Origin of the sequence: Kallipyga massiliensis ph2 (assembly GCF_000311985.1) — a bacterium.
Lineage (GTDB): Bacteria > Bacillota > Clostridia > Tissierellales > Peptoniphilaceae > Kallipyga > Kallipyga massiliensis.
In genome coordinates, this window is sequence record NZ_HE978585.1 from 1,278,510 (window position 1) to 1,297,946 (window position 19,437).

At 52.8% G+C, this 19,437-nt stretch carries 18 protein-coding genes and 10 tRNA genes; all 28 read right to left on the reverse strand.

Annotated features, from left to right (window positions below; all coding sequences use genetic code 11):
* Positions 1-126 precede the first annotated feature (126 nt).
* Entirely contained in the window at positions 127-639 is a 513-nt protein-coding gene (locus tag HGKM_RS05800; RefSeq protein WP_019134409.1) for a cell division protein SepF, read from the reverse strand.
* Between the two features lie 9 nt (positions 640-648).
* Positions 649-1,341 carry a YggS family pyridoxal phosphate-dependent enzyme gene (locus HGKM_RS05805; protein WP_034579763.1) on the reverse strand — a complete coding sequence of 231 codons (693 nt, stop codon included), beginning with the start codon at positions 1,339-1,341 and terminating at the stop codon, positions 649-651.
* Between the two features lie 24 nt (positions 1,342-1,365).
* Positions 1,366-2,556, reverse strand: coding sequence for a biotin/lipoyl attachment domain-containing protein (locus HGKM_RS05810; RefSeq protein WP_019134411.1), 1,191 nt, complete (start codon positions 2,554-2,556; stop codon positions 1,366-1,368).
* Positions 2,557-2,562: 6 nt separating this feature from the next.
* A complete protein-coding gene (plsY, locus tag HGKM_RS05815) occupies positions 2,563-3,153 on the reverse strand; it encodes a glycerol-3-phosphate 1-O-acyltransferase PlsY (RefSeq protein ID WP_019134412.1) in 591 nt (196 codons plus the stop codon).
* Positions 3,150-4,475, reverse strand: coding sequence for a ribosome biogenesis GTPase Der (gene der / locus HGKM_RS05820; protein WP_019134413.1), 1,326 nt, complete (start codon positions 4,473-4,475; stop codon positions 3,150-3,152). The genes plsY and der overlap by 4 nt, the downstream gene beginning before the upstream one ends.
* On the reverse strand, positions 4,468-4,953 hold the full coding sequence (locus tag HGKM_RS05825) for a SoxR reducing system RseC family protein (RefSeq protein ID WP_019134414.1): 486 nt from the start codon (positions 4,951-4,953) through the stop codon (positions 4,468-4,470). Before HGKM_RS05825 ends, der begins: the two co-directional genes overlap by 8 nt.
* Before the next feature lie 44 nt (positions 4,954-4,997).
* Positions 4,998-6,776: an aspartate--tRNA ligase gene (gene aspS, locus HGKM_RS05830; RefSeq protein ID WP_019134415.1), complete on the reverse strand. Its 1,779-nt coding sequence runs from the start codon at positions 6,774-6,776 to the stop codon at positions 4,998-5,000.
* Positions 6,776-7,438, reverse strand: coding sequence for an MBL fold metallo-hydrolase (locus tag HGKM_RS05835; protein ID WP_019134416.1), 663 nt, complete (start codon positions 7,436-7,438; stop codon positions 6,776-6,778). The genes aspS and HGKM_RS05835 overlap by 1 nt, the downstream gene beginning before the upstream one ends.
* A gap of 19 nt (positions 7,439-7,457) precedes the next feature.
* A complete protein-coding gene (locus HGKM_RS05840) occupies positions 7,458-9,650 on the reverse strand; it encodes a RelA/SpoT family protein (RefSeq protein ID WP_019134417.1) in 2,193 nt (730 codons plus the stop codon).
* Between the two features lie 73 nt (positions 9,651-9,723).
* Positions 9,724-11,568, reverse strand: a complete 1,845-nt coding sequence (recJ, locus tag HGKM_RS05845) for a single-stranded-DNA-specific exonuclease RecJ (protein ID WP_154645933.1) — start codon at positions 11,566-11,568, stop codon at positions 9,724-9,726.
* A gap of 64 nt (positions 11,569-11,632) precedes the next feature.
* The gene (gene yajC, locus HGKM_RS08300) at positions 11,633-12,034 is read right to left on the reverse strand and encodes a preprotein translocase subunit YajC (RefSeq protein ID WP_051010854.1); all 402 of its coding nucleotides are present in this window, start codon (positions 12,032-12,034) and stop codon (positions 11,633-11,635) included.
* Positions 12,035-12,139: 105 nt separating this feature from the next.
* Positions 12,140-13,258, reverse strand: a complete 1,119-nt coding sequence (tgt, locus tag HGKM_RS05855) for a tRNA guanosine(34) transglycosylase Tgt (RefSeq protein ID WP_019134420.1) — start codon at positions 13,256-13,258, stop codon at positions 12,140-12,142.
* On the reverse strand, positions 13,251-14,309 hold the full coding sequence (gene queA / locus HGKM_RS05860) for a tRNA preQ1(34) S-adenosylmethionine ribosyltransferase-isomerase QueA (RefSeq protein ID WP_019134421.1): 1,059 nt from the start codon (positions 14,307-14,309) through the stop codon (positions 13,251-13,253). Before queA ends, tgt begins: the two co-directional genes overlap by 8 nt.
* 12 nt (positions 14,310-14,321) lie before the next feature.
* On the reverse strand, positions 14,322-15,410 hold the full coding sequence (ruvB, locus tag HGKM_RS05865) for a Holliday junction branch migration DNA helicase RuvB (RefSeq protein ID WP_019134422.1): 1,089 nt from the start codon (positions 15,408-15,410) through the stop codon (positions 14,322-14,324).
* Between the two features lie 31 nt (positions 15,411-15,441).
* A complete protein-coding gene (gene ruvA / locus HGKM_RS05870) occupies positions 15,442-16,035 on the reverse strand; it encodes a Holliday junction branch migration protein RuvA (RefSeq protein WP_019134423.1) in 594 nt (197 codons plus the stop codon).
* A 2-nt stretch (positions 16,036-16,037) separates the two neighbouring features.
* On the reverse strand, positions 16,038-16,532 hold the full coding sequence (gene ruvC / locus HGKM_RS05875; protein WP_019134424.1) for a crossover junction endodeoxyribonuclease RuvC: 495 nt from the start codon (positions 16,530-16,532) through the stop codon (positions 16,038-16,040).
* Positions 16,529-17,254, reverse strand: a complete 726-nt coding sequence (locus HGKM_RS05880) for a hypothetical protein (RefSeq protein WP_019134425.1) — start codon at positions 17,252-17,254, stop codon at positions 16,529-16,531. Before HGKM_RS05880 ends, ruvC begins: the two co-directional genes overlap by 4 nt.
* Positions 17,255-17,393: 139 nt before the next feature.
* A tRNA-Arg gene (locus tag HGKM_RS05885) sits at positions 17,394-17,467 on the reverse strand.
* Between the two features lie 19 nt (positions 17,468-17,486).
* A tRNA-Gly gene (locus tag HGKM_RS05890) sits at positions 17,487-17,557 on the reverse strand.
* Between the two features lie 80 nt (positions 17,558-17,637).
* Positions 17,638-17,709: transfer RNA gene (locus tag HGKM_RS05895), tRNA-Gly, on the reverse strand.
* 9 nt (positions 17,710-17,718) lie between these two features.
* Positions 17,719-17,800 (reverse strand) — tRNA-Tyr (locus tag HGKM_RS05900).
* 10 nt (positions 17,801-17,810) lie between these two features.
* Positions 17,811-17,885 (reverse strand) — tRNA-Asp (locus tag HGKM_RS05905).
* Between the two features lie 12 nt (positions 17,886-17,897).
* Positions 17,898-17,969, reverse strand: a tRNA-Glu gene (locus HGKM_RS05910).
* Between the two features lie 5 nt (positions 17,970-17,974).
* A tRNA-Met gene (locus HGKM_RS05915) sits at positions 17,975-18,048 on the reverse strand.
* Positions 18,049-18,082: 34 nt separating this feature from the next.
* A tRNA-Met gene (locus HGKM_RS05920) sits at positions 18,083-18,154 on the reverse strand.
* Positions 18,155-18,171: 17 nt separating this feature from the next.
* Positions 18,172-18,258, reverse strand: a tRNA-Leu gene (locus tag HGKM_RS05925).
* Between the two features lie 3 nt (positions 18,259-18,261).
* A tRNA-Asn gene (locus tag HGKM_RS05930) sits at positions 18,262-18,334 on the reverse strand.
* Positions 18,335-18,482: 148 nt separating this feature from the next.
* Positions 18,483-19,325, reverse strand: a complete 843-nt coding sequence (locus HGKM_RS05935) for a DegV family protein (RefSeq protein ID WP_019134426.1) — start codon at positions 19,323-19,325, stop codon at positions 18,483-18,485.
* Positions 19,326-19,437 lie beyond the last annotated feature (112 nt).

The following is a 19,437-nucleotide window of genomic DNA, read 5'->3' on the forward strand; positions in this document are numbered from 1 at the left end:
GGTATTTGCAGGAAAAAAGGCCCGAATTTCCCGATATTTGGCCCAAAGTGTTCCAATATTACGACATAAAATGAAAAAAAGGCATTCCGACCGGGAGGGGTGCGGAATGCCAAAGAGAAATCATCGTTAAAGCTGGTAGGGAGAATCCTTCTCGACCGTTTCCTTGGTCTTCTTATCCACTTGGACACCCTTTGGAGTCAGAATGTAGATATCCTTGGTGACCTTCTCAATCTTTCCATCCAGGGCGAAGAGACCGCCATTGACAAAATCAAAAATTCTCTGCTTTTTGTCGGGCTCAACCAATTCCAAATTGAGAACCACCGTCTTATCCTGGGCGATGGACTGGATGACCTTGGCGCCATCATCATATTCAATAGCCTCATGGATGTTGATCCGGCTCTTCGGATTCGTTGCCGCCATGGACACGACATTGGAGGCCCGACGGCTAGTGGTGGATCCTGAGCTATAGGAAGAGGCGGAATAGGTCGAAGAATAGGAAGGCGCAGTGGCAGGCTCTTGGGCCTCTACTTCTTCCTTGTCATCCCGACCGTAGTCGTGGTCGTAATCATCGGTGTAATCATCATCATAGTAGTCATCCTCTACGCCGATGACATTCTTCATCTTGTCAAAAAATCCCATGCTTCCTCCTTATTTGCTGTAATCCCTCTCGCCGAAAATAGCCCGCCCGATCCGGACCATATTGGCCCCTTCTTCCAGGGCAACCTCATAATCGTGAGTCATTCCCATCGATAATATATTCATTTTGATTTGATTATAGCTTATCTGGCTGATTTTTTCGAATAAATTTCGCATATCCCGGAAGTAAGGACGGACCTCCTCCGGATCATCCAAAAAGGGGGCAATATTCATGAGCCCTTCGATATGGACGTGGTCCAAGCTCTCGACATAGTCCAAAAGTTCAGGTAAGTCCTCCTTGTAGACTCCCCCCTTCCCTTCCTCTTTGGCGTTATTGACTTGAATAAGTCCTTTGAAGATCATATTTTCTCTTTGGCCAATTCGGTTTATTTCCTTGAGAAGGGATTTCCGGTCGATAGACTGGATCAGGGCCACTCCATGGGTTAATTTTCGGACCTTATTGGACTGGAGTTGGCCGATCATGTGGACTTGGGCTCCCTGGAAGATCTCCATCTTCCGCTCGATCTCCTGAACTTGGTTTTCCCCCACTTCTTTAACGCCCCAATCCAAGGCCTGGAGGATCCGGTCCTCATCCACAAACTTGGTCACAGCCACCAGGTGGATGTCCTCCCAGGAGTGACCGAATTTCTCTGCTGACCGGATGACCCGGTCCTGAATCTCATCAAGGTTTTCTTTTACGGACATGGTCTTATCCCCTTTCTTCCCCAACTAATAGTTCTTTCCTTCTTGGATGGCTGCCGGCTTATAGAGGACCTGGTCGTAAGCAGAAAGACGAGGGAGCTTGGGGTCCTCCGGAGCTTTGGCGGAAACATAAAGATAGTCGCCTTTTTTCTCCAGGATTTTGACCGGAACTCTTTGAGCAGAATTGGTCCGGTCCAGGCGGAAGCAATAGGACTGCCCCTTTTCGTCACTGGCCACGGTATTGATGGGAAGAAGGAAGGCATCTTCCTGGTCCTCTAAGAGTTTGACGGAACAATATCTTTTTCCTGAAATCTTGGAAAAACCCTGGCGGAGGGAAAAGATGTAGAGGGCCTCCCCTTCCTTGCTTTCCACCATCCGATCCAAACGCCCTTCCAGGTCAATAGATCCGTCAATCTGAAGGCTTACCCCTTGACCCGGCTGGAAGTCCCTCTCCCCCACACTCTGGCCCAAGTCCACCACTAAATAAAAGATCCGGTCTTCAACAAAAGTCAGGCCTTCTTGTCGCTTGGGAAGACCCAGGGCCTTTTTTCGTACGTCTCCGGGCCCCAGGGCAGAAAGGATAGAGGGGGTGATCCACTCCTCCAAGCCATCTGTCGAAAGAATGATCCGCCCATAGGGAGAGGAGAGAACCTGGCCGGAAGAAAGGCAGCTTTCGATATAGTCTTCTTCCCAGTCCCTGGCCTTCTCATTCAGGTCGGGAACAGGCCGGTCATCCCCTAAAAGGGGGTAGGAATGATTTCCCTCCTGGCTCTGGGTGGAAAAGGGGGTTTGATAATTTTCCCGGTCGCCCTCCTCCCCTATGGCTGCAGGGAGCAGGGGCATCCTTCCTTCGATGGGGAAATGAATGGCTTGGACTCGGTCGCCTTTGGACCGGAGGCTTTCCCGGTGGTCGAGGATTTCCTTTCCTTTGGAACGAAGGGAATCCGTCAACTTCCCCAGGGGGGTCCGGTCAGGATAGCGTTGGTTGAGATCAAGATCGAGTCCGGACATGTCTTCCCCTGAATAAAGAAGGGGGGCATATTGGTAGAAGACAAAGAGTCCCTCCCCCTCCTCCGCACTCTGGAGCCTTTCTTGGGGCATGACCGTAAAGGTCTTGGTATGCCCGAAGAGGCTAAAGAGGGCAAGAGCCAGGACCAGGAAAAAAAGGATACCGGCCAGAAGAATTTTTCTCCTCGATGAAAACTTGACGTCAACCATAAAAACCTACTTTTTCTTTTTGAAGGATGATTCCTCTCCCCGAAGGAGACGGCCAATATTCGAAGAATGACGGTAAAAGATGATCGCGACCAAGGCCAGGAAGGCCACTTTCACCCATGCCCCATAGGGAGAGAAAATAAGGGCAAAGATGGTTCCCGCCAAGCTGGAAGAGAGGGAGCCCAGGGAAACGTAGCCGGTCGCAAAGACCAGGATAAAGAAAACAATGGCAAAGACGACCAGGATCCGGTAGTCCATGATGAAGTAGATTCCACAGGTGGTCGCCACCGCCTTTCCTCCGTTAAAGCCCAGGAAGGCCGAATAGCAATGGCCCAAGCTGACCGCAATCATGGTTAGGGCCAAGGTCCACTCCGACATATGGAAGTGGAGGGCTAAAAAGCATGGAAAAGCCCCCTTGAAAAAATCCAGGAGGAAGGTGATCAGGCCCACCTTGGGACCCAAGACCCGGAGGGCATTGGTCGCTCCGGTATTTCCGGAGCCATACTGACGGATATCCTTGTTGGCTATCCACTTTCCGACCAGGTAACCTGAGGGGAATGACCCCAATAAATACGCACCGATGATAAGAAGAATATTCATTCTTCCCTCTCCTTTCTTTCTCTGGCTTCCAGGACCAAGGGAACCCCTTCGAAAGAAAAATTCTTCCGAATGGTATTCTCAAGATATCTCATGTAGGAAAAATGGAACATATCGGCATCGTTGCAGTAGAAGATGATCTTGGGGGGACGGGTGGTGACCTGGGTCCCATAGTATATCTTCAGCCGCTTGCCCTTGTCCGTCGGAGGAGGGCTCATGATGGTGGCATCCCGGAGAACCTGGTTGAAAAGGGAGGTCGGCATCCGGTAGGAATAGTTCTCATCCACCCGGTTGATGGTCTCAAATAGTTGGGCGATGTGGTAGCCCGTCTTGGCGGAAATAAAGACGACCGGGGCATAGGGCATGAAGGCCAGGTCGTTGCGGATCTTATCCTCATACTCTTTCATCGTATTGGTTTCTTTTTCGACCAGGTCCCACTTGTTCACAACGATAATCGAGGCCTTGGCATTGTTATGGGCGTAGCCCGCAATCCGCTTGTCCTGTTCCGTCACCCCCATGGTGGCATCGATGAGGAAGAGGCACATTTCGGACCGGTCGACGGAAGACAGGGTCCGGATGACCGAATAGCGCTCGACCAGGTTGTCGATGGACCGCTGGCGTCGCATGCCGGCCGTGTCGATGAGGATGTATTCCTTTCCGTCCCTTTCATAATAGGAATCGATGGCATCCCGGGTCGTTCCGGGGATGTTGGTCACAATCATCCGGTTCTCCCCCAGGAGCTGGTTGATCAGGGAGGACTTGCCCACGTTGGGCTTTCCGATGACAGAAATCTTCAGGGCGTCCGATTCGATGGAATGGCTGATCTCCTTGGGCAGGCGGTCAATAATTTCGTCAAGAAGGTCGCCCAAACCGAAGGACTGCTCGGCAGAAATGATGGCCATGTCGGGGAATCCCAACTCATAGAATTCATAAACCGTATCCGGGGTGTGGTGGGTATCCACCTTGTTAACGACAACCAGGGGATCCCGTCCCCCTTTGTGGAGCTTTTCCGCGATCATCCGGTCCAGGTTGGAAACCCCCTCCCGACCATCCACCAGAAAGAGGATAAGATCGGCGGTTTCCAGAGCCATATCCACCTGAATTTCAATTTCCTTGGCAAAGAGGTCATCGGATCCCAACTCCAGTCCCCCGGTGTCCATGAGGAGGAAGTAGTTGTTCTGCCATTCCACTTCCCGGTAGAGCCGGTCCCGGGTAACGCCGGGCGTATCCTCGGTGATGGATACCCGGCCGCCTACCAGGCGGTTGAAAAGGGTGGACTTACCCACATTGGGGCGACCAATAATGGCGACAACCGGTCTAGACATGAGAAACCCCCAAATCCTGGTCTCCGCCATCGTTGTCGTCCCCCTTCTTGTCCAAGCAGGAAGCGATGGTGCCCAACTCCTCCTGGGAGAGGATCCGAACCATCTTGACCATATCCTTGGAAGCGGACTGATCAATCCGGCGGGCAAGGATATAAAAGACTCCCAGCCCCACCAGGCCTCCGATGAAAGACAATACCTCATCCTTCGTCGCCAGATAGATGGAGAAGAGGCCTGCCAGGAAGAGGAGGAGGGGGAGGACATAAAGGACAAAGACCGACCCGATGAAGATGTGGTCAGGCATATCCAGGGAGACCGTATCCCCCGGCTGAGCATCCAAAGAATTCCTCACCCACTGGGTAGAGGCCTTCTTGCTCTTGCAGATGCCGGAGGCCGAACAGGATCCACAGGCCTCCTCCCGGTAGACTAAAATATGGGAGAGGCCCTCTTTATTTTCCATTACAAATCCATTGTTTTTCATCGTCTATCCCCTTTCACAGGTCGAATATTCGAACTCGACGGGATCTATTGGTCCATTTCTACTTTTAGATGGAGCTCATCCAGCTGGTCCCGGGTTACCGAGGTCGGAGCCTGGGTCATCAGGTCGGAGGCCGTCTGAGTCTTGGGGAAGGCGATGACGTCTTTGATGGAATCTCTCCCGATCAAGGTCATGACCAGGCGGTCCAATCCATAAGCAATTCCGCCGTGGGGTGGAGTTCCGTATTGGAGGGCTTCGGTAAAGAAGCCGAAACGGTTCTCGATATCCTCCTTGGTCAGCTTGAGGAGTTGGAAGATCTTGTTCTGGAGTTCAGCATTGTTGATACGGATGGATCCTCCCCCGCATTCATCTCCATTAATGACAATATCGTAGGCCTTGGCCCGGACCTTTTCCGGTTCCTTTTCCAAGAGGGGAATATCCTCCTCCACCGGGTGGGTGAAGGGATGGTGCATGGCCACATACCGGCCCTCCTCTTCGGAGTATTCGAACATGGGAAAGTCCACAATCCATGTCATGGCAAAGTCTTCAGGATCGAAGGTCAAGTTTTCACCGGCCATATGGATCCGGACCATGCCCATATAATCCTGGGTCTTTGCCCGGTCTCCGACCATCATGACCGCCAGGTCTCCATCTTGGAGGTCCAATTCCCGGTCAAGATAGGCCACCAGGTCATCGGTCAGGAATTTGTTGAAAGAAGAAGCCACTTCCCCATTTTCCTTTTTCAACCAAAGCAGGCCGGACGCCCCAATCCCCTTGGCATAGGAGGCCAGCTTGTCCAGCTTTTTACGGCTATACTTTTCCGCTAAACCATTGAAGTTGATCCCCAGGACGGCATCGCCATTTTCGGGCGATACTTTCAAAAGGTCAAAGTCGGCCGTCTCCCCGATTCCCGACAGGTCATGGATCTCAAAGCCGTAACGGAGGTCGGGCTTATCCGAACCATACTTTGCCATGGCCTCGTCATAGGACATCTTGGAGAAGGGCCGTTTCAGTTCAATCCCCTTGAACTCCTTGAAGAGGTAGACCAAGAGCTCTTCGTTCATGGCCATCACATCGTCCATATCCACAAAGGACATTTCGATATCCACCTGGGTGAATTCCGGCTGACGGTTAGCCCGGAGGTCCTCATCTCGGAAACAACGGGCGACCTGATAATAGCGGTCGGTTCCGGCAATCATGAGGAGCTGCTTCATGAGCTGGGGGCTCTGGGGGAGGGCATAAAAATAGCCGGGATTGACGCGGGAGGGAACCAGGTAGTCCCGGGCTCCTTCCGGGGTCGGCTTGCCTAAGAAGGGGGTCTCCACTTCCACGAAAGACTGATCATGGAGGAATTCCCGGAAGAGGCGGGTGATTTCCGCCCGCTTGGTCAGCATCTCCTGCATCCTAGGCTTACGTAGATCCAAATACCGGTATTTTAGGCGAATTTCTTCACTGGCATTATCATCGTCTTTGATATAGATCGGCGGAGTTTTGGCCACATCCAAGATCCGAAGCTCCGAACACTCCACTTCCACCTCTCCGGTTGGAAGGTCAGGGTTCTTGGAGGACCTTTCCCGGACAACTCCCCTGGCCGCCAAGACGTATTCCTGGTGGACTTCCTTGGACTTATTATAGAGGGCCTCATTCTCATCTTTATTGAAAACCAGCTGACTGATCCCCGTCTTATCCCTCAGGTCAATAAAAGAGAGGGCGCCCAGGTCCCGGGTTTTATTGGCCCAACCCATGAGGGTGACTTCTTTTCCCTGGTCTTCTAAACGAAGGTCCCCACAATAATGGGTCCGCTTTAATCCCTTTACTGTTTCCATCACGACTCCTTTTCTTTCCCTTGCTTACGATCACGGTCTTCTTGCATAATCACATAGTCCATAATGGGCGATGTGGCTTTTTCTATTGATAGTCGGGTCTCCGGACCATGTCCCGGAAGAATCCGGTAGTCCCCTTCCAGGCGAAACAACCTCCCCAGAGAACGGAAGAGGGTGTGCATCCCTCCTGTTGGAAGGTCCCAGCGTCCGCAGGATCCCTGAAAGAGGGTATCCCCGGTAAAGAGGAAGTTCTGACCCCGGAAGCAGACGGAACCACCGGTGTGTCCGGGGGTTTCCAAGACCTCCAGGTCAAAAGAAGTGACCCGGTCCCCTTCCTTGAAATAGTGGTCGCAGGTCAGGCTCATGGCCCTGCCCATAAAGGCCAGGGAGACATTCATTTCCGGATCCAAAAGGAGGTCCTTCTCTTTTTCGCTGGCCCAAATAGGGGCCCCATAGAGGGTCCGGTAGTGGTCGGCTCCTCCAAAATGGTCGGCGTGGCCATGGGTGAGTAAAATACCTTCAATGGTCATACCTTCTTCCCGGACCCGGTCCTCCAAAGAAGGAGAAGGGGCGCCGGGATCAACGATGACCGCCCGTTTTTCTGCCGGATCGGTCAAGAGATAGATATTTTCCGTTGCCATGGTGGTGAAGCATTCAATCCTCATGGGAACTTTCCTTTCCGCTTTAATGCCGAACCCGGTAGACGGCCAGGGTCGGCTCCATTTCCCGGATCTTCCGGATCAGGACCTCCATCCGGTCCTTATCCTCCACCCGGACGGTCAGCTTGATGATGACCGTGGAATCCTCCCGAGACCGGGCCTCGATCCCGTTCATCTCCATATCCATTTGGACGATGAGTTGGGCCAAATCAGCGACATAGCCGGACACATTCATGGCTTCTATGGTCAAGGAGGCATCAAAGGTGGTCTGGTTGATCTTGTTCCACTCGAGTTCGATCAGCCTCTCCGGCGATTGGTTGGACCGGATGTTGGGGCAGGACTTCCGGTGGACGGTGATCCCGTGTCCTCGGGTGATGTAACCGACGATATCGTCGCCGGGAACCGGTGAGCAGCACTGGGCGAACTTGACTTCCAAATTGTCCGTCCCCTCGCCCACTACGGAAACCGAATTGGATTTCTCCTGGCCTTCATGGTCGCTAGTGTGGGCCTTTTCCCGGTCCGCCTGGGCCAAGGCGCCTTCCGCCATGGCCTCCAATTCCTTCCTCTTCTGGGCCTTATCGTAGATGTCTTCCAGGCGGGAGACAATGGCGGCAAGGGACTGGGTCCCGAAGCCGACCGCTGCCAAAAGGTCATCCGGAGAAGAGTAGGACATCCGGTCCACCAGCTTCTCCAGTGCTTCCGGAGTGATGACCTTTTTGGTCGGATAACCATCCTTCTTGACTTCCTGGATAATCATGTCCCGGCCGTTTTCGATGTGCTCATCCCGGTTGGCCCGTTTAAAGAACTGACGAATTTTGGACCGGGCGCCTGAGGACTGGACGATATCCAACCAATCCCTGGAGGGGCCGGCTGAATTTTTCGAGGTAATGACTTCAACAATATTGCCGTTTTCCAGCTGGGTATCCAAGGGGAGGAGCTTGCCATCGATCTTGGCACCCACGCAGGCATTGCCCACATCCGAGTGGATCCGGTAAGCAAAATCGATGGGGGTCGACCCTCTGGGCAGCTCGATCACATCCCCTCTCGGTGAAAAAACATAGACCTCATCGGAGAAGAAGTCCCCTTTCAGGGTCTCCAAAAATTCCTGGGAATCCGTGGTGGTCTTCTGCCATTCCATGAGCTGGCGGACCCAGGTGAGTTTTTCATCGAATTCGGATTTTTTCTTGGCTCCTTCTTTGTACTGCCAATGGGCGGCAATCCCGAATTCCGCCGTCCGGTGCATCTCCCAGGTCCGGATCTGGACTTCAAAAACCTGACCGTCCTGGCCGATGACTGTGGTGTGGAGAGATTGGTACATATTCTGCTTGGGCATGGCGATATAATCCTTGAAGCGCTTGGGAATGGGCTTCCAGAGGGTATGGACCACACCTAATACGGAATAACAATCGGACACGGTATCCACGATCACCCGGATCGCCGTGATATCAAAGATCTCGTTAAAGGACTTGTCCTGCTTGTACATCTTCTTATAAATGGAGTAGAGGGTTTTCGGCCGGCCGGTAATTTCGTAGGTCATTCCCAGCTCATCCAGCTTCTGGCTCAGCATGTCCTCAATCCGTTCGATTTCCTCTTTCCGGTCTTCCAGTTTCTTATCGACAAGTTCTGCAATCTCATAATAGGCCTGGGGATCCAGGTACTTGAGGCAGAGATCCTCCAGCTCCGACTTGATGGCAAAGATCCCCAAACGGTGGGCAATGGGGACGTATATTTCTATGGTTTCCTTAGCCTTTTCAATCTGCTTAGGCCTTTCCTTATAGTCCAAGGTCCTGAGGTTGTGGAGGCGGTCAGCCAGTTTGATGATGACTACCCGGATATCATTGGCCATGGCCATCACCATCTTCCGATAGTTATCCACCTGGTTGTCGATTTTTGACCGCGAAGCAATCTTTTTCAGCTTTGTCACCCCATCGACCAAGGTGGTGATTTCCGACCCGAAGTCGTCCTCCATCTGTTCGTAGCTGATCTCCGTATCCTCCAGGACATCGTGGAGAAGGCCTCCACAGATGGTGGGATCATCCATCTTGAGCTCCGCCAAAATATAGGCCACATGGAGGGGGTGGGTAATATAGGGCTCGCCGGAATTCCGGACCTGGCCCGAATGGGCTTGGTCCGCATAGGCATAGGCCTTGCGAATCAGTGCCTCATTGCAATCCGGGTTATAGGTTTGGATTTTTTCGACCAAGCTGTCGATAGTCATGGTCCCTCCTTTCTCCTATGGACGACTCCCCATGCCCGGGGTGGTCAGGACAGGGAATGGAATAGATGTGGAATTATCTATTCATTTTACCATATCTCATGGTTGATGAGCGGGAAAAGCCCCGGCTGAACCGGATGTCCACCAGCTTGATCTGGATGGTCTTCTTCCCTTGGAACTCATTCCAGCCCGGCTGGTAGCAAATATCAAAGGTCACCGGGAGGTCCTTTCCGGCGAGAAGTTCATCAATGGCCCCTTCCGGTCCCTCCTGGGCCAGGCTCTTGAGTTTTTCATCCGCCTGAAAAAGGACCCCATTGACCAAGGTCCCCTGGTCATCAAAGCGGACTTGAAGAACGGTCTTATTCTTTCCGACCAGGCGGAATTGTCGGACGTTGAGGTTTTTTGTCCCAAAGATGGGCTTGGGATTATTGGCCCCGAAAGGCGCCATATGGTCCAAAATCCGCATGACGGGGGCCTTGACCATGGATAGGGGGAGGGCGGCATCCAGGCCGATCCGGGGAGTGAGCTCCTCCGGACCCAGACCGGCTTCTTGGTTCCAAATTTTCTTCATCCGGTCCAGGTCCTTCTTATAAAGGCTCATTCCACAGGCCATGGCATGGCCCCCAAAGGCCACATAATCCTCCCGGTGACGGTCCAGGGCCTCAAAAATATTATAAGCCTCTATGGACCGGCCGGACCCCTTGACCAGGGCCTCCCCTTCTCCGGCTTCCTCAGCATCCGTGAAGACCAGGCAGGGTCTGTAGAAGAGGTCCTTGATCCGTCCGGCAATCAAGCCACAGAGGGATTCATGGACTTCCGGGAGGTAGAGGACCAGGACCTGGTCCAACTTCTCTTGACTTCTAATTAGTTCAGTGGCCTTTTCCACCCCGGCCCGGGTCATCTCCTTCCGCTCATTGTTGAGGGCAACGAGCTCCTCCGCATAGGCATCGATGGTATCCGGATCTTCTTCTAAAAAGAGTTCCACGCCCAGCCTGGCCGTCATGAGCCTTCCGGAAGAGTTAATGGCAGGCCCGATGATGAAGCCCACGACATAGGTGTCCACCTCCTTATCCCAGCTGTTATGTCGGAGGAGGGCGGAGATGCCGGGATCCGGGCTCTCATTGATGACTGATAGTCCAAGACTGGCCAGGACTCGATTTTCCCCTTGGAGGGGGACCACGTCGCAGATGGTCCCCAGGCAGGCATAGGCAAGGAGGGGACGGATCCGGTCAGGATCTTCGCCCAGTCCCTGGTAAATGGCTTGGATGAGTTTGAAGGCTACCCCGGCCCCGCAGAGGTCAGGGAAAGGATAGCCGGACTCTTTGGAATGGGGGTTGAGGAAGGCCAGGCAGGGAGGGACCTTCTCCCGAACCTCTCCTTCCTCCTCTTCTTCCTCGATCTGGTGGTGGTCAGTGATGATCACCGGAATCCCCACTTCCAGGGCGTGGTCCAGGGCATCGAAAGCGGCAATCCCGTTATCACAAGTGATGATCAGAGCCACCCCCTCCTCCTTGGCCTGGTCCACCAGTCGGCGGTTGATCCCGTAGCCATCCGTGATCCGGTCAGGGATGGCATAGGATACTGCCCGGAAGGGATCCTCCCCCATCTCCCGAGCAAGAGAACGGAGGCCCTTGACCAGGATAGTTGTGGCTGCCACCCCGTCCTGGTCATAGTCCCCGATGATCCGGATGGGAAGACCTGAGGACAAGGTGTCCATGATGGCGGAGACAGCCAATTCCATTTGTTTGAAAAGATAGGGGTCATGAAGTCCCGAAAGATCCGGAGAAAAATAGGACTTGGCTTCTTCATAGGTCCGAATTCCCCGATTGGCCAGAAGAAGGGAAGCCAAGCTTGACATGCCGGTTTCTTCTTTCAAGCGTTTTGCTTCTCGACGATGATTCTTAATATACCAATCTGCCACATTTCCTCCTCTGAAAAAGAATAGAGACGGAATCCTCCGCCTCTAGGTCTATTCTATCCACTTCTTAAAGGTCGCTGTCTCCTCGGTCCTCATCCGGGTCATCCAAACCCCGATTGAAGGAAGCTTCTTCCTCTTCCCTGGCCAGGCGGTCGGCATTGGTTCTCTCGTCTTCTTCCGCCTTGCCCGCGTCGAATCCGGCCACCGGCTTTACGATGTAGGAAAGAGCCTGCTTTAAGAATTCAATCTCCTGGCCATCCTGACCGGTTTTGATAAAGAAGGAATCCTCAGTAATCCGGCTCACCTGTCCCCGGATCCCGCCAATGGTGACAATGGTATCTCCGATTTTCATTCCATCCTTCATTTTCTGGGCTTCCTGGGCCTTCTTCTTCTGGGGACGGAGGACTAAGAAGTAAAAGATGGCGATCATTCCGACAAACATTAAAATGGATTGGCTACCTTGGGGCATATTGATTCTCCTTTATTTTTACATGATAAACGAAATATCTTTCTTCTCTATTTTTCTTCAACGCCTCTATTATATCCAAAGAAACAAGTCCCTGGCAAGGAGGGCCTATTCCTCACCATAGGCCCTGAGGAAGTCTTTTTTGAAGGCTAAAAACCGGTCGTCAAAGATGGCTTTTCTCATTTGATCCATCAGAGAGATGAGGAAATGGAGGTTATGGATGGTCAAGAGGCGGGCTCCCAGGATCTCATTGACATTGAGGAGGTGACGGATATAGGCCCGGGTGTAGTTTTGACAGGTGTAGCAATTGCAATCCGGATCCAGGGGGCCGAAATCTTCCTTGTAGGCGGCATTTCTGACCGTCACTTTTCCTCGGTGGGTCATGGCCAGGCCATTTCGGGCCACCCGGGTGGGTAGGACGCAGTCAGCCATATCAATCCCCGCCTGGACCGACTCAAAAAGGTAGTCCGGACTTCCGATCCCCATGTTGTAGCGGGGCTTATCCTCCGGCAGCCTAGGGGCCGTATAATTCAGGATCCGGGTAAAGTCGGCATGGGGTTCGCCCACGGAGATGCCTCCGATGGCGTAGCCGTCCAGGTCACGGGCCGTTGTTTCCCGGAGGGACCGGTCCCGCAGGTCCTCAAAAAATCCCCCCTGAACGATGCCAAAGAGGGCCTGGTTGGAGTGGGTGTGGGCTTCCATGCACCGGTCCAACCAGCGGAGGGTCCTTTCCATGGAGGCCTCCGTATAAGCCCAATCCGCCTCATAGAATACGCATTCATCAAAGGCCATCATGATATCCGAACCCAGAACCTGTTGAACCTGGATGGAGACTTCCGGGCTGATGTGCTGGAGGGATCCGTCGATATGGGAGGAGAAGGTCACCCCCTCCTCGGTCATATCCTGGGGCTTGGCTAGGGAGAAAACCTGGAATCCCCCCGAGTCCGTCAAGATCGGCTTATCCCAGTGCATGAATTTGTGGAGTCCCCCCGCCTTTTCCATGATGTCCATGCCGGGACGGAGGAAGAGGTGGTAGGTATTGCCCAGGATAATCTGGGCGCCCAAATCTTTAAGCTCTTCCGGAGTCATGGTCTTGACCGTAGCCTTGGTCCCCACCGGCATGAATACCGGGGTCTTGATGTCTCCATGGGGAGTGTGGAGGATCCCCGCCCGGGCTCCACAGTCCTTGGATTGGTGTTGGAGTTCAAAAGAAACCGGTCTAGTCATGGTCTTCCCCATCCTGTTTAAAATTGGCAATCAGCATGGCATCCCCAAAGGAAAAAAAGCGGTAGCGCATATCATTGGCTGTCTTGTAAGCATTCATAATCTTGTCCTTACCGGTAAAGGCGGCAATCATCATAATGAGTGACGATTTGGGGAGGTGGAAGTTGGTGATGATCCCATCGATGGCCTCATATTCAAAGCCGGGATAGATAAAGATATCGGTCCAGCCGGAATCCTCCACCATCTCCCCCTTTTTCTTCATCACCGACTCCAGAGTCCGGGTCACTGTGGTTCCCACGGCAATGACTCGGTGGCCTTCCGCCTTAGTCTGGCGGATCCGTTCAGCCGTTTCCTTGGGGAGGACATAGTATTCCGAATGCATGGCATGGTCTTCGACCTCTTCCTCCTTGACAGGGCGGAAGGTCCCCAAGCCGACATGGAGGGTTAAATAGGCGATATGGACCCCCATAGCGGCCAAGTCATCCAGAAGTTCCCTGGTGAAGTGTAGGCCGGCTGTGGGCGCTGCTGCGGACCCATTGACCCGGGCATAGACGGTCTGGTAGTCCTCCTTGTTTTTCAGCTTTTCTGTGATATAGGGAGGGAGGGGCATATTCCCCAGTCGGTCCAGGACTTCTTCCCAAATTCCTTCATAGTGGAATTCGATCAGGCGCTGGCCTTCTTCAATGATGTCCAAGACTTTTCCGGTCAATTCTTGGTCCTCGCCAAATTCAAGGACTTGTCCCTCTTTCACTTTCTTACCCGGCTTGACCAGGCACTCCCAAACCGACCCCTCACGATTCCGAAGGAGGAGGACTTCCACCTTCTCCCCCTTCCCCGGCCGGTGACCGAAGAGTCTAGCCGGAATTACCCGGGTATCATTCAGGACCAGGGTGTCCCCCGGTTCCAGGAACCGAGGGAGGTCATAAAAGTGGCCATGGTCAAGGGCCCCGGTCGACCGGTCCATGACCATGAGCCGGCAGTCCTCCCGCCGGTCGGTAGGATGTTGGGCAATTAATGCCGGGTCAAGTTGATAATCAAATTCACTGGTTTTCATAAAACTTCTTTCTCATTCCTCTTCAAGAATATCCATCTCCACCTGGCCCTCTTCTTCCGGGGGCTTTTCCCTATCTCCCGGCTTGCCGATATGGTCGGGCCTGGGTAGACCGTAATGGTCATAGGCCTTGGTGGTCAACATCCGGCCACGGGCCGTCCGGACTAAAAAGCCGATTTGGAGGAGGTAAGGTTCAATGACTTCTTCAATCGTCCCCGCCTCCATATTAGCGGAAGCCGCCATGGTGTCGATACCCACAGGTCCTCCTCCAAAGTGGGAGGCCAGGATCCGTATAATTTTTTCATCATTTTTATCCAGTCCCAGCCGGTCCACCTCCAACATTTCCAGGGCCTTCCGGGTTAATTCAAGGGTGATTCGACCATCCCCCTTGACCTGGGCATAGTCTCGGATCCTGCGGAGGAGGCGGTTGGCCACCCGGGGGGTTCCCCTGGACCGAAGGCCAATCTCATGGGCCGAATCCGGGTCCATCTCCACCCCCAAAAGAGAGGCTGACCGGCTGACGATTTGGGCCAGGTCCACACTGTCGTAGAGTTGGAGAGACATGAGGACGCCAAAACGGTCCCGTAGAGGGGAGGACAACATGCCGGCCCGGGTGGTGGCTCCTATTAGGGTGAAAGGAGACAAGTCCAGGCGGAGGCTCTGGGCCATGGTTCCCTTCCCGACCATGAGGTCAAGAGCGTAGTCCTCCATGGCCGGATAGAGGACTTCCTCCACATTCCGGTTAATCCGGTGGATTTCGTCGATAAAGAGGATATCCCCCGGCTGGAGGTTGGTCAAGATGGAGGCCAGGTCCCCCTGCTTGGAGATGGCCGGGCCGGATGTAATTTTGATATTGGCCCCCATTTCGTTGGATATAATGGTGGCCAGGGTGGTTTTCCCTAGACCCGGAGGGCCTGCCAAAAGGATATGGTCCAAGGCCTCACCTCTTTTCAGGGCAGCGTCGATGTAAATCTTTAACTGTTCCTTATTCTTTTTTTGACCGATATATTCATTGAGCCAACGTGGACGGATGGACCCCTCAAAAGGAACTTCTTCTTTGCTCAGGCCGGGTCCCACAATCCGGTGGCCATTTCTTTCAGACATCTTTCCTCCTTTCCGATGAATCGCCTATCCCCTAGGAAAGACGACGGAGGGCGTGGCGGATTCCTTCTTCCAGGGCTTCCTCGGGATTCCAATCCCTGAGGGCGTGTTCCGCCTCGTTGCGGGCATAACCCAGGTTGAGGAGGGCTTGGATGGCCACCTGGTAGTTCTGGGAATCACCGGGATCGGCCGATGGCCGGGCTTCTTCCGGCTGGACCTGGTAGCCCAATTTCTTGACCCGGTCCACCAGTTCTAAAATGATCCGGGAAGCCGTCTTGGCCCCCACCCCGGGAGCCCGGGCCAGGGTCTTGGGGTCGTTGTTGAGGATGGCTCCAATCACAGCATCCACCGTCAAGGCGGAGAGGATGGAGAGGGCAACCTTTGGGCCGATAGTGGAAACCCGGTTGAGAAGGAGGAAAAGGGTCCTTTCTTCTTCCTCATAGAAACCATATAGGCTGATGTCGTCCTCCCGAACCACCTGGACGGTATAGATTTTATAGCTTTCCCCCACACGAAAATGCGACATCGATTGAACAGATGCCGCAAGCTGGTAACCCATTCCATTGTTTTCGATGACCAGGCCTTCTTCGTCCAATTCGGTGACCTCGCCTTTGATATAAGAAATCATGCCTACTCCATTCGATAGTCTTCTCTGAAACGCTGGGAAAAAGCCAGGGTCATGGCAACCGCCAATCCGTCCGCCGCATCATCCGGCTTAGGAAGTTCCGTCAGGCCAAGTAGGGCTTGAATGGAACGCTGAATTTGAAGTTTATCCGCCCGTCCATAGCCGGTAATGGCCTGTTTGATTTGTGGAGGGGTGAATTCGTAAATGGGCAATCCTCTTTTTACCCCGGCCAGAATTTCCACTCCCCGGGCCTGGGCCACAGAAATGATGGTCGTCTTATTTCGGTAATAAAAGAGTTCTTCAAAGGCCATCTGATCCGGCTTGTATTCATCGATCAGTTTTCCCATTTCCCGGTCGATCATCCCTAAACGCTCCGGCAGAGGGGTTCCGGCCAGAGTTTCGATGCAGCCGTATTCCAAGGGGGTAATCTTTCCCCCATCCATCCGGATAACACCATAACCCACTAAGGCTAGGCCCGGATCGATACCCAGAAGGATCACCGCATATACCTTTCCAGAACGGCATCGTTGATCCCGTTCCAGATATTGTCTTTATAAATCCGACAAGCATTGGAAGCCAGGTACTGACGGAATTTCCGATAAATAAAATTAAGATCTTTTATAGTTAAAATGGACTCTTCCGAGGTCAGTTGGGAAAGATGGTCAAAGTCCAAAACGATCTGCCGGTCCAGGTGGTGGTTGACCTGGTAGATCTTTCCCTTGACGACTTTCTGGCTAAAAACATTACAGAAACGGTAGAGATCCTTATAATTATTGGTTTGGACCTTAAGCCAGTGGTAAAGTTGACTCTTCACCGCCATAGCCGGGCCGTTTTTGGCCGTTTGAAAGAGGATCCGTTGGTGCTTGAGCTCTTGGGGGGTGTAGGTCTCCAAGGCTACCCTCTCCAGCTTATCCACCCAATCCATGGACTCTTCCCTTCCTAAGGGATAAGCTTTCAGACAGATGGCCAGTTCAAAGCGGTGAACATCGTCATTGATGAGTTTTTGGATGGACCTCATGATGAAATACCGGTCCTTCCGGTCCGCAAGGGCCCGGAAGAGAGAGGTGTTGATGGCCTTCATCAGGACATAGCGGGGCTGGAGGTTGGAAGAGGGATGGTCCAAATCCATCATGGAAAGAAGGAGGTGAATGGAATCGCTATCACTTTCAAAAAGAAATTGATATTCCAAGCTTTCTTCCAGATCTTCTAATCGATCAAGCATTGTCTCCCTCCCTTCCATGAAAATGCTTTTATTACGGTATTTAATAGTATATCAAAAAATCAGACTTTGTCTGGGCGAAATCGGAAAGAATCCCGGCTTTTTTCTTAAAAAAAAACCGCCTGTAAATACAGGCGGTTTACGTGCCATTGAGGATTCGAACCCCAGGCCTTCTGGTCCGTAGCCAGACGCTCTATCCAGCTGAGCTAATGGCACATATCAATTTTTCTGAACAAGCGGGTGAAGGGAATCGAACCCTCGTAGCCAGCTTGGAAGGCTGGAGCTCTACCACTGAGCTACACCCGCATAAGCGGAAGAGACTGCTTTTTAAGTGGTGGCCTAGCCTTCTTACATTATAGGATAGACTGACACTTATTTCAAGTTTAAGCGGCAGACGGGATTCGAACCCGCGACCCTCGCCTTGGCAAGGCGATGCTCTACCTCTGAGCCACTGCCGCATATTGAATTGGGCGAGAGCGGATTCGAACCACTGAAAGCTAAGCTAACGGATTTACAGTCCGTCCCGTTTGGCCACTTCGGTACTCGCCCTTATTGAAAACGACCCGGATGGGACTCGAACCCACGACCTCCAGCGTGACAGGCTGGCATTCTAAACCGACTGAACTACCGGGCCAAATGTGACCAATGACCCTACCGGGATTCGAACCCGGGATACCGCCGTGAGAGGGCGATGTCTTAACCGCTTGACCATAGGGCCTTAAATAGCGGAGAAGGGACTTGAACCCCTGACACTTCGGGTATGAACCGAATGCTCTAGCCAGCTGAGCTACTCCGCCAAAGATATTTAAGTAATTTCGGTGGCGGAGATGATTGCGGGGGCAGGATTCGAACCTGCGGCCTCCGGGTTATGAGCCCGACGAGATACCTCTTCTCCACCCCGCGCATTTAAGAACTGCAGATGCCGAGGACCGGGGTCGAACCGGTACGATCTTATCCAGATCGAGGGATTTTAAGTCCCTTGCGTCTGCCAATTCCGCCACCCCGGCAAACGCCTTGTGTAGGACTCGAACCTACGACAACGCGGTTAACAGCCGCGCGCTCTACCAGCTGAGCTAACAAGGCATACTGGACGCTGTTAGAATAGAAAGGCCCTCAAGCGAGGGTCTCCTACACCGGACCTCCATCACAGTGACTCACATAGTATAACAGGTGACTCGGTGGAATGCAAGTGGATTTCACAAGTTTTTTTACTGCATTTTACATAGGTGGCCTATTCCTCCTGATGGCGGACGACGTAGGCTAATCCAAAGCAACCCGGCCCGATATGGGTCCCGACGACCGGGCCCATCTGGGCAATTTCGCCATTGTGGTCCCCCAAAAGAGTTTGGGCATAGTCGATAAATTCTTTTCCCTCTTCCCCGGGATAGGTATAGATGAAATAGACCGGAAAGTCCGGGTCCACTTCTTCCGAATGATAGCGGTCAAGAATTTTCTTGATGGATGCCCGGATTCCACGCGCCTTTCCGTAAAGGCCAAGTACTCCCCCATCCATGGAGACGACCGGCTTGATGTTAAGCATCTTTCCTGCCAGACCAACGGCTGCAGGCAGTCGTCCGCCCTTAACTAGGTGGTCCAGGCCCATGAAAGTACCCATATAACGGAAATCGTCCCTACGCATTGTCACCCAGTCGACAATCTCCTGACTGGATTTTCCTTCTTCTTTCATCTTCACAGCCCATTCGGCCATCAGGGCCTGGCCCTTGCAGACCATATGGGAGTCGACAACATAGATTCCCCCATAACCGACAATTTCCTTGGCTTGAAGAGCCGTTTCATAGGTTGAGGAGAGGAAGGAGGACATGGTGATATAGACAATTTCTTCTCCCGCTTTCTTCCCTTCTTCAAAAACCCGGATCATGGATCCGATGGAAGGAGAAGAGGTTTTTGCTATTCCGGATTCTTCCAGACGACGGAAAAACCGGTCCTTGTCCTCTTCAACCTGGAAGGAAAAGACCCCGTCCGGAAAGTCAACACCGATATCAAAAAGGGAAAGACCGCGGATTTCTGCATCTTTTTTGGTCATATCTGAAGCTGTATCCGTGTAGATTATCATCCATCCCCCTTATTATCCAGCGGTTTAGCTTGGGCTTTTCTGAAAAAAAAACCGTCCTCTTGTGTGCCTTTTCTATGGTACTTGTTTTCAAGAGAAAACTCAACTCTCTCCT

Coding starts and splice junctions, on each gene's coding strand:
- HGKM_RS05800 (WP_019134409.1), bottom strand. CDS start 639: ATGGGATTTTTTGACAAGATGAAGAATGTCATCGGCGTAGAGGATGAC.
- HGKM_RS05805 (WP_034579763.1), bottom strand. CDS start 1,341: ATGTCCGTAAAAGAAAACCTTGATGAGATTCAGGACCGGGTCATCCGG.
- HGKM_RS05810 (WP_019134411.1), bottom strand. CDS start 2,556: ATGGTTGACGTCAAGTTTTCATCGAGGAGAAAAATTCTTCTGGCCGGT.
- plsY (WP_019134412.1), bottom strand. CDS start 3,153: ATGAATATTCTTCTTATCATCGGTGCGTATTTATTGGGGTCATTCCCC.
- der (WP_019134413.1), bottom strand. CDS start 4,475: ATGTCTAGACCGGTTGTCGCCATTATTGGTCGCCCCAATGTGGGTAAG.
- HGKM_RS05825 (WP_019134414.1), bottom strand. CDS start 4,953: ATGAAAAACAATGGATTTGTAATGGAAAATAAAGAGGGCCTCTCCCAT.
- aspS (WP_019134415.1), bottom strand. CDS start 6,776: ATGGAAACAGTAAAGGGATTAAAGCGGACCCATTATTGTGGGGACCTT.
- HGKM_RS05835 (WP_019134416.1), bottom strand. CDS start 7,438: ATGAGGATTGAATGCTTCACCACCATGGCAACGGAAAATATCTATCTC.
- HGKM_RS05840 (WP_019134417.1), bottom strand. CDS start 9,650: ATGACTATCGACAGCTTGGTCGAAAAAATCCAAACCTATAACCCGGAT.
- yajC (WP_051010854.1), bottom strand. CDS start 12,034: ATGCCCCAAGGTAGCCAATCCATTTTAATGTTTGTCGGAATGATCGCC.
- tgt (WP_019134420.1), bottom strand. CDS start 13,258: ATGACTAGACCGGTTTCTTTTGAACTCCAACACCAATCCAAGGACTGT.
- queA (WP_019134421.1), bottom strand. CDS start 14,309: ATGAAAACCAGTGAATTTGATTATCAACTTGACCCGGCATTAATTGCC.
- ruvB (WP_019134422.1), bottom strand. CDS start 15,410: ATGTCTGAAAGAAATGGCCACCGGATTGTGGGACCCGGCCTGAGCAAA.
- ruvA (WP_019134423.1), bottom strand. CDS start 16,035: ATGATTTCTTATATCAAAGGCGAGGTCACCGAATTGGACGAAGAAGGC.
- HGKM_RS05880 (WP_019134425.1), bottom strand. CDS start 17,254: ATGCTTGATCGATTAGAAGATCTGGAAGAAAGCTTGGAATATCAATTT.
- HGKM_RS05935 (WP_019134426.1), bottom strand. CDS start 19,325: ATGATAATCTACACGGATACAGCTTCAGATATGACCAAAAAAGATGCA.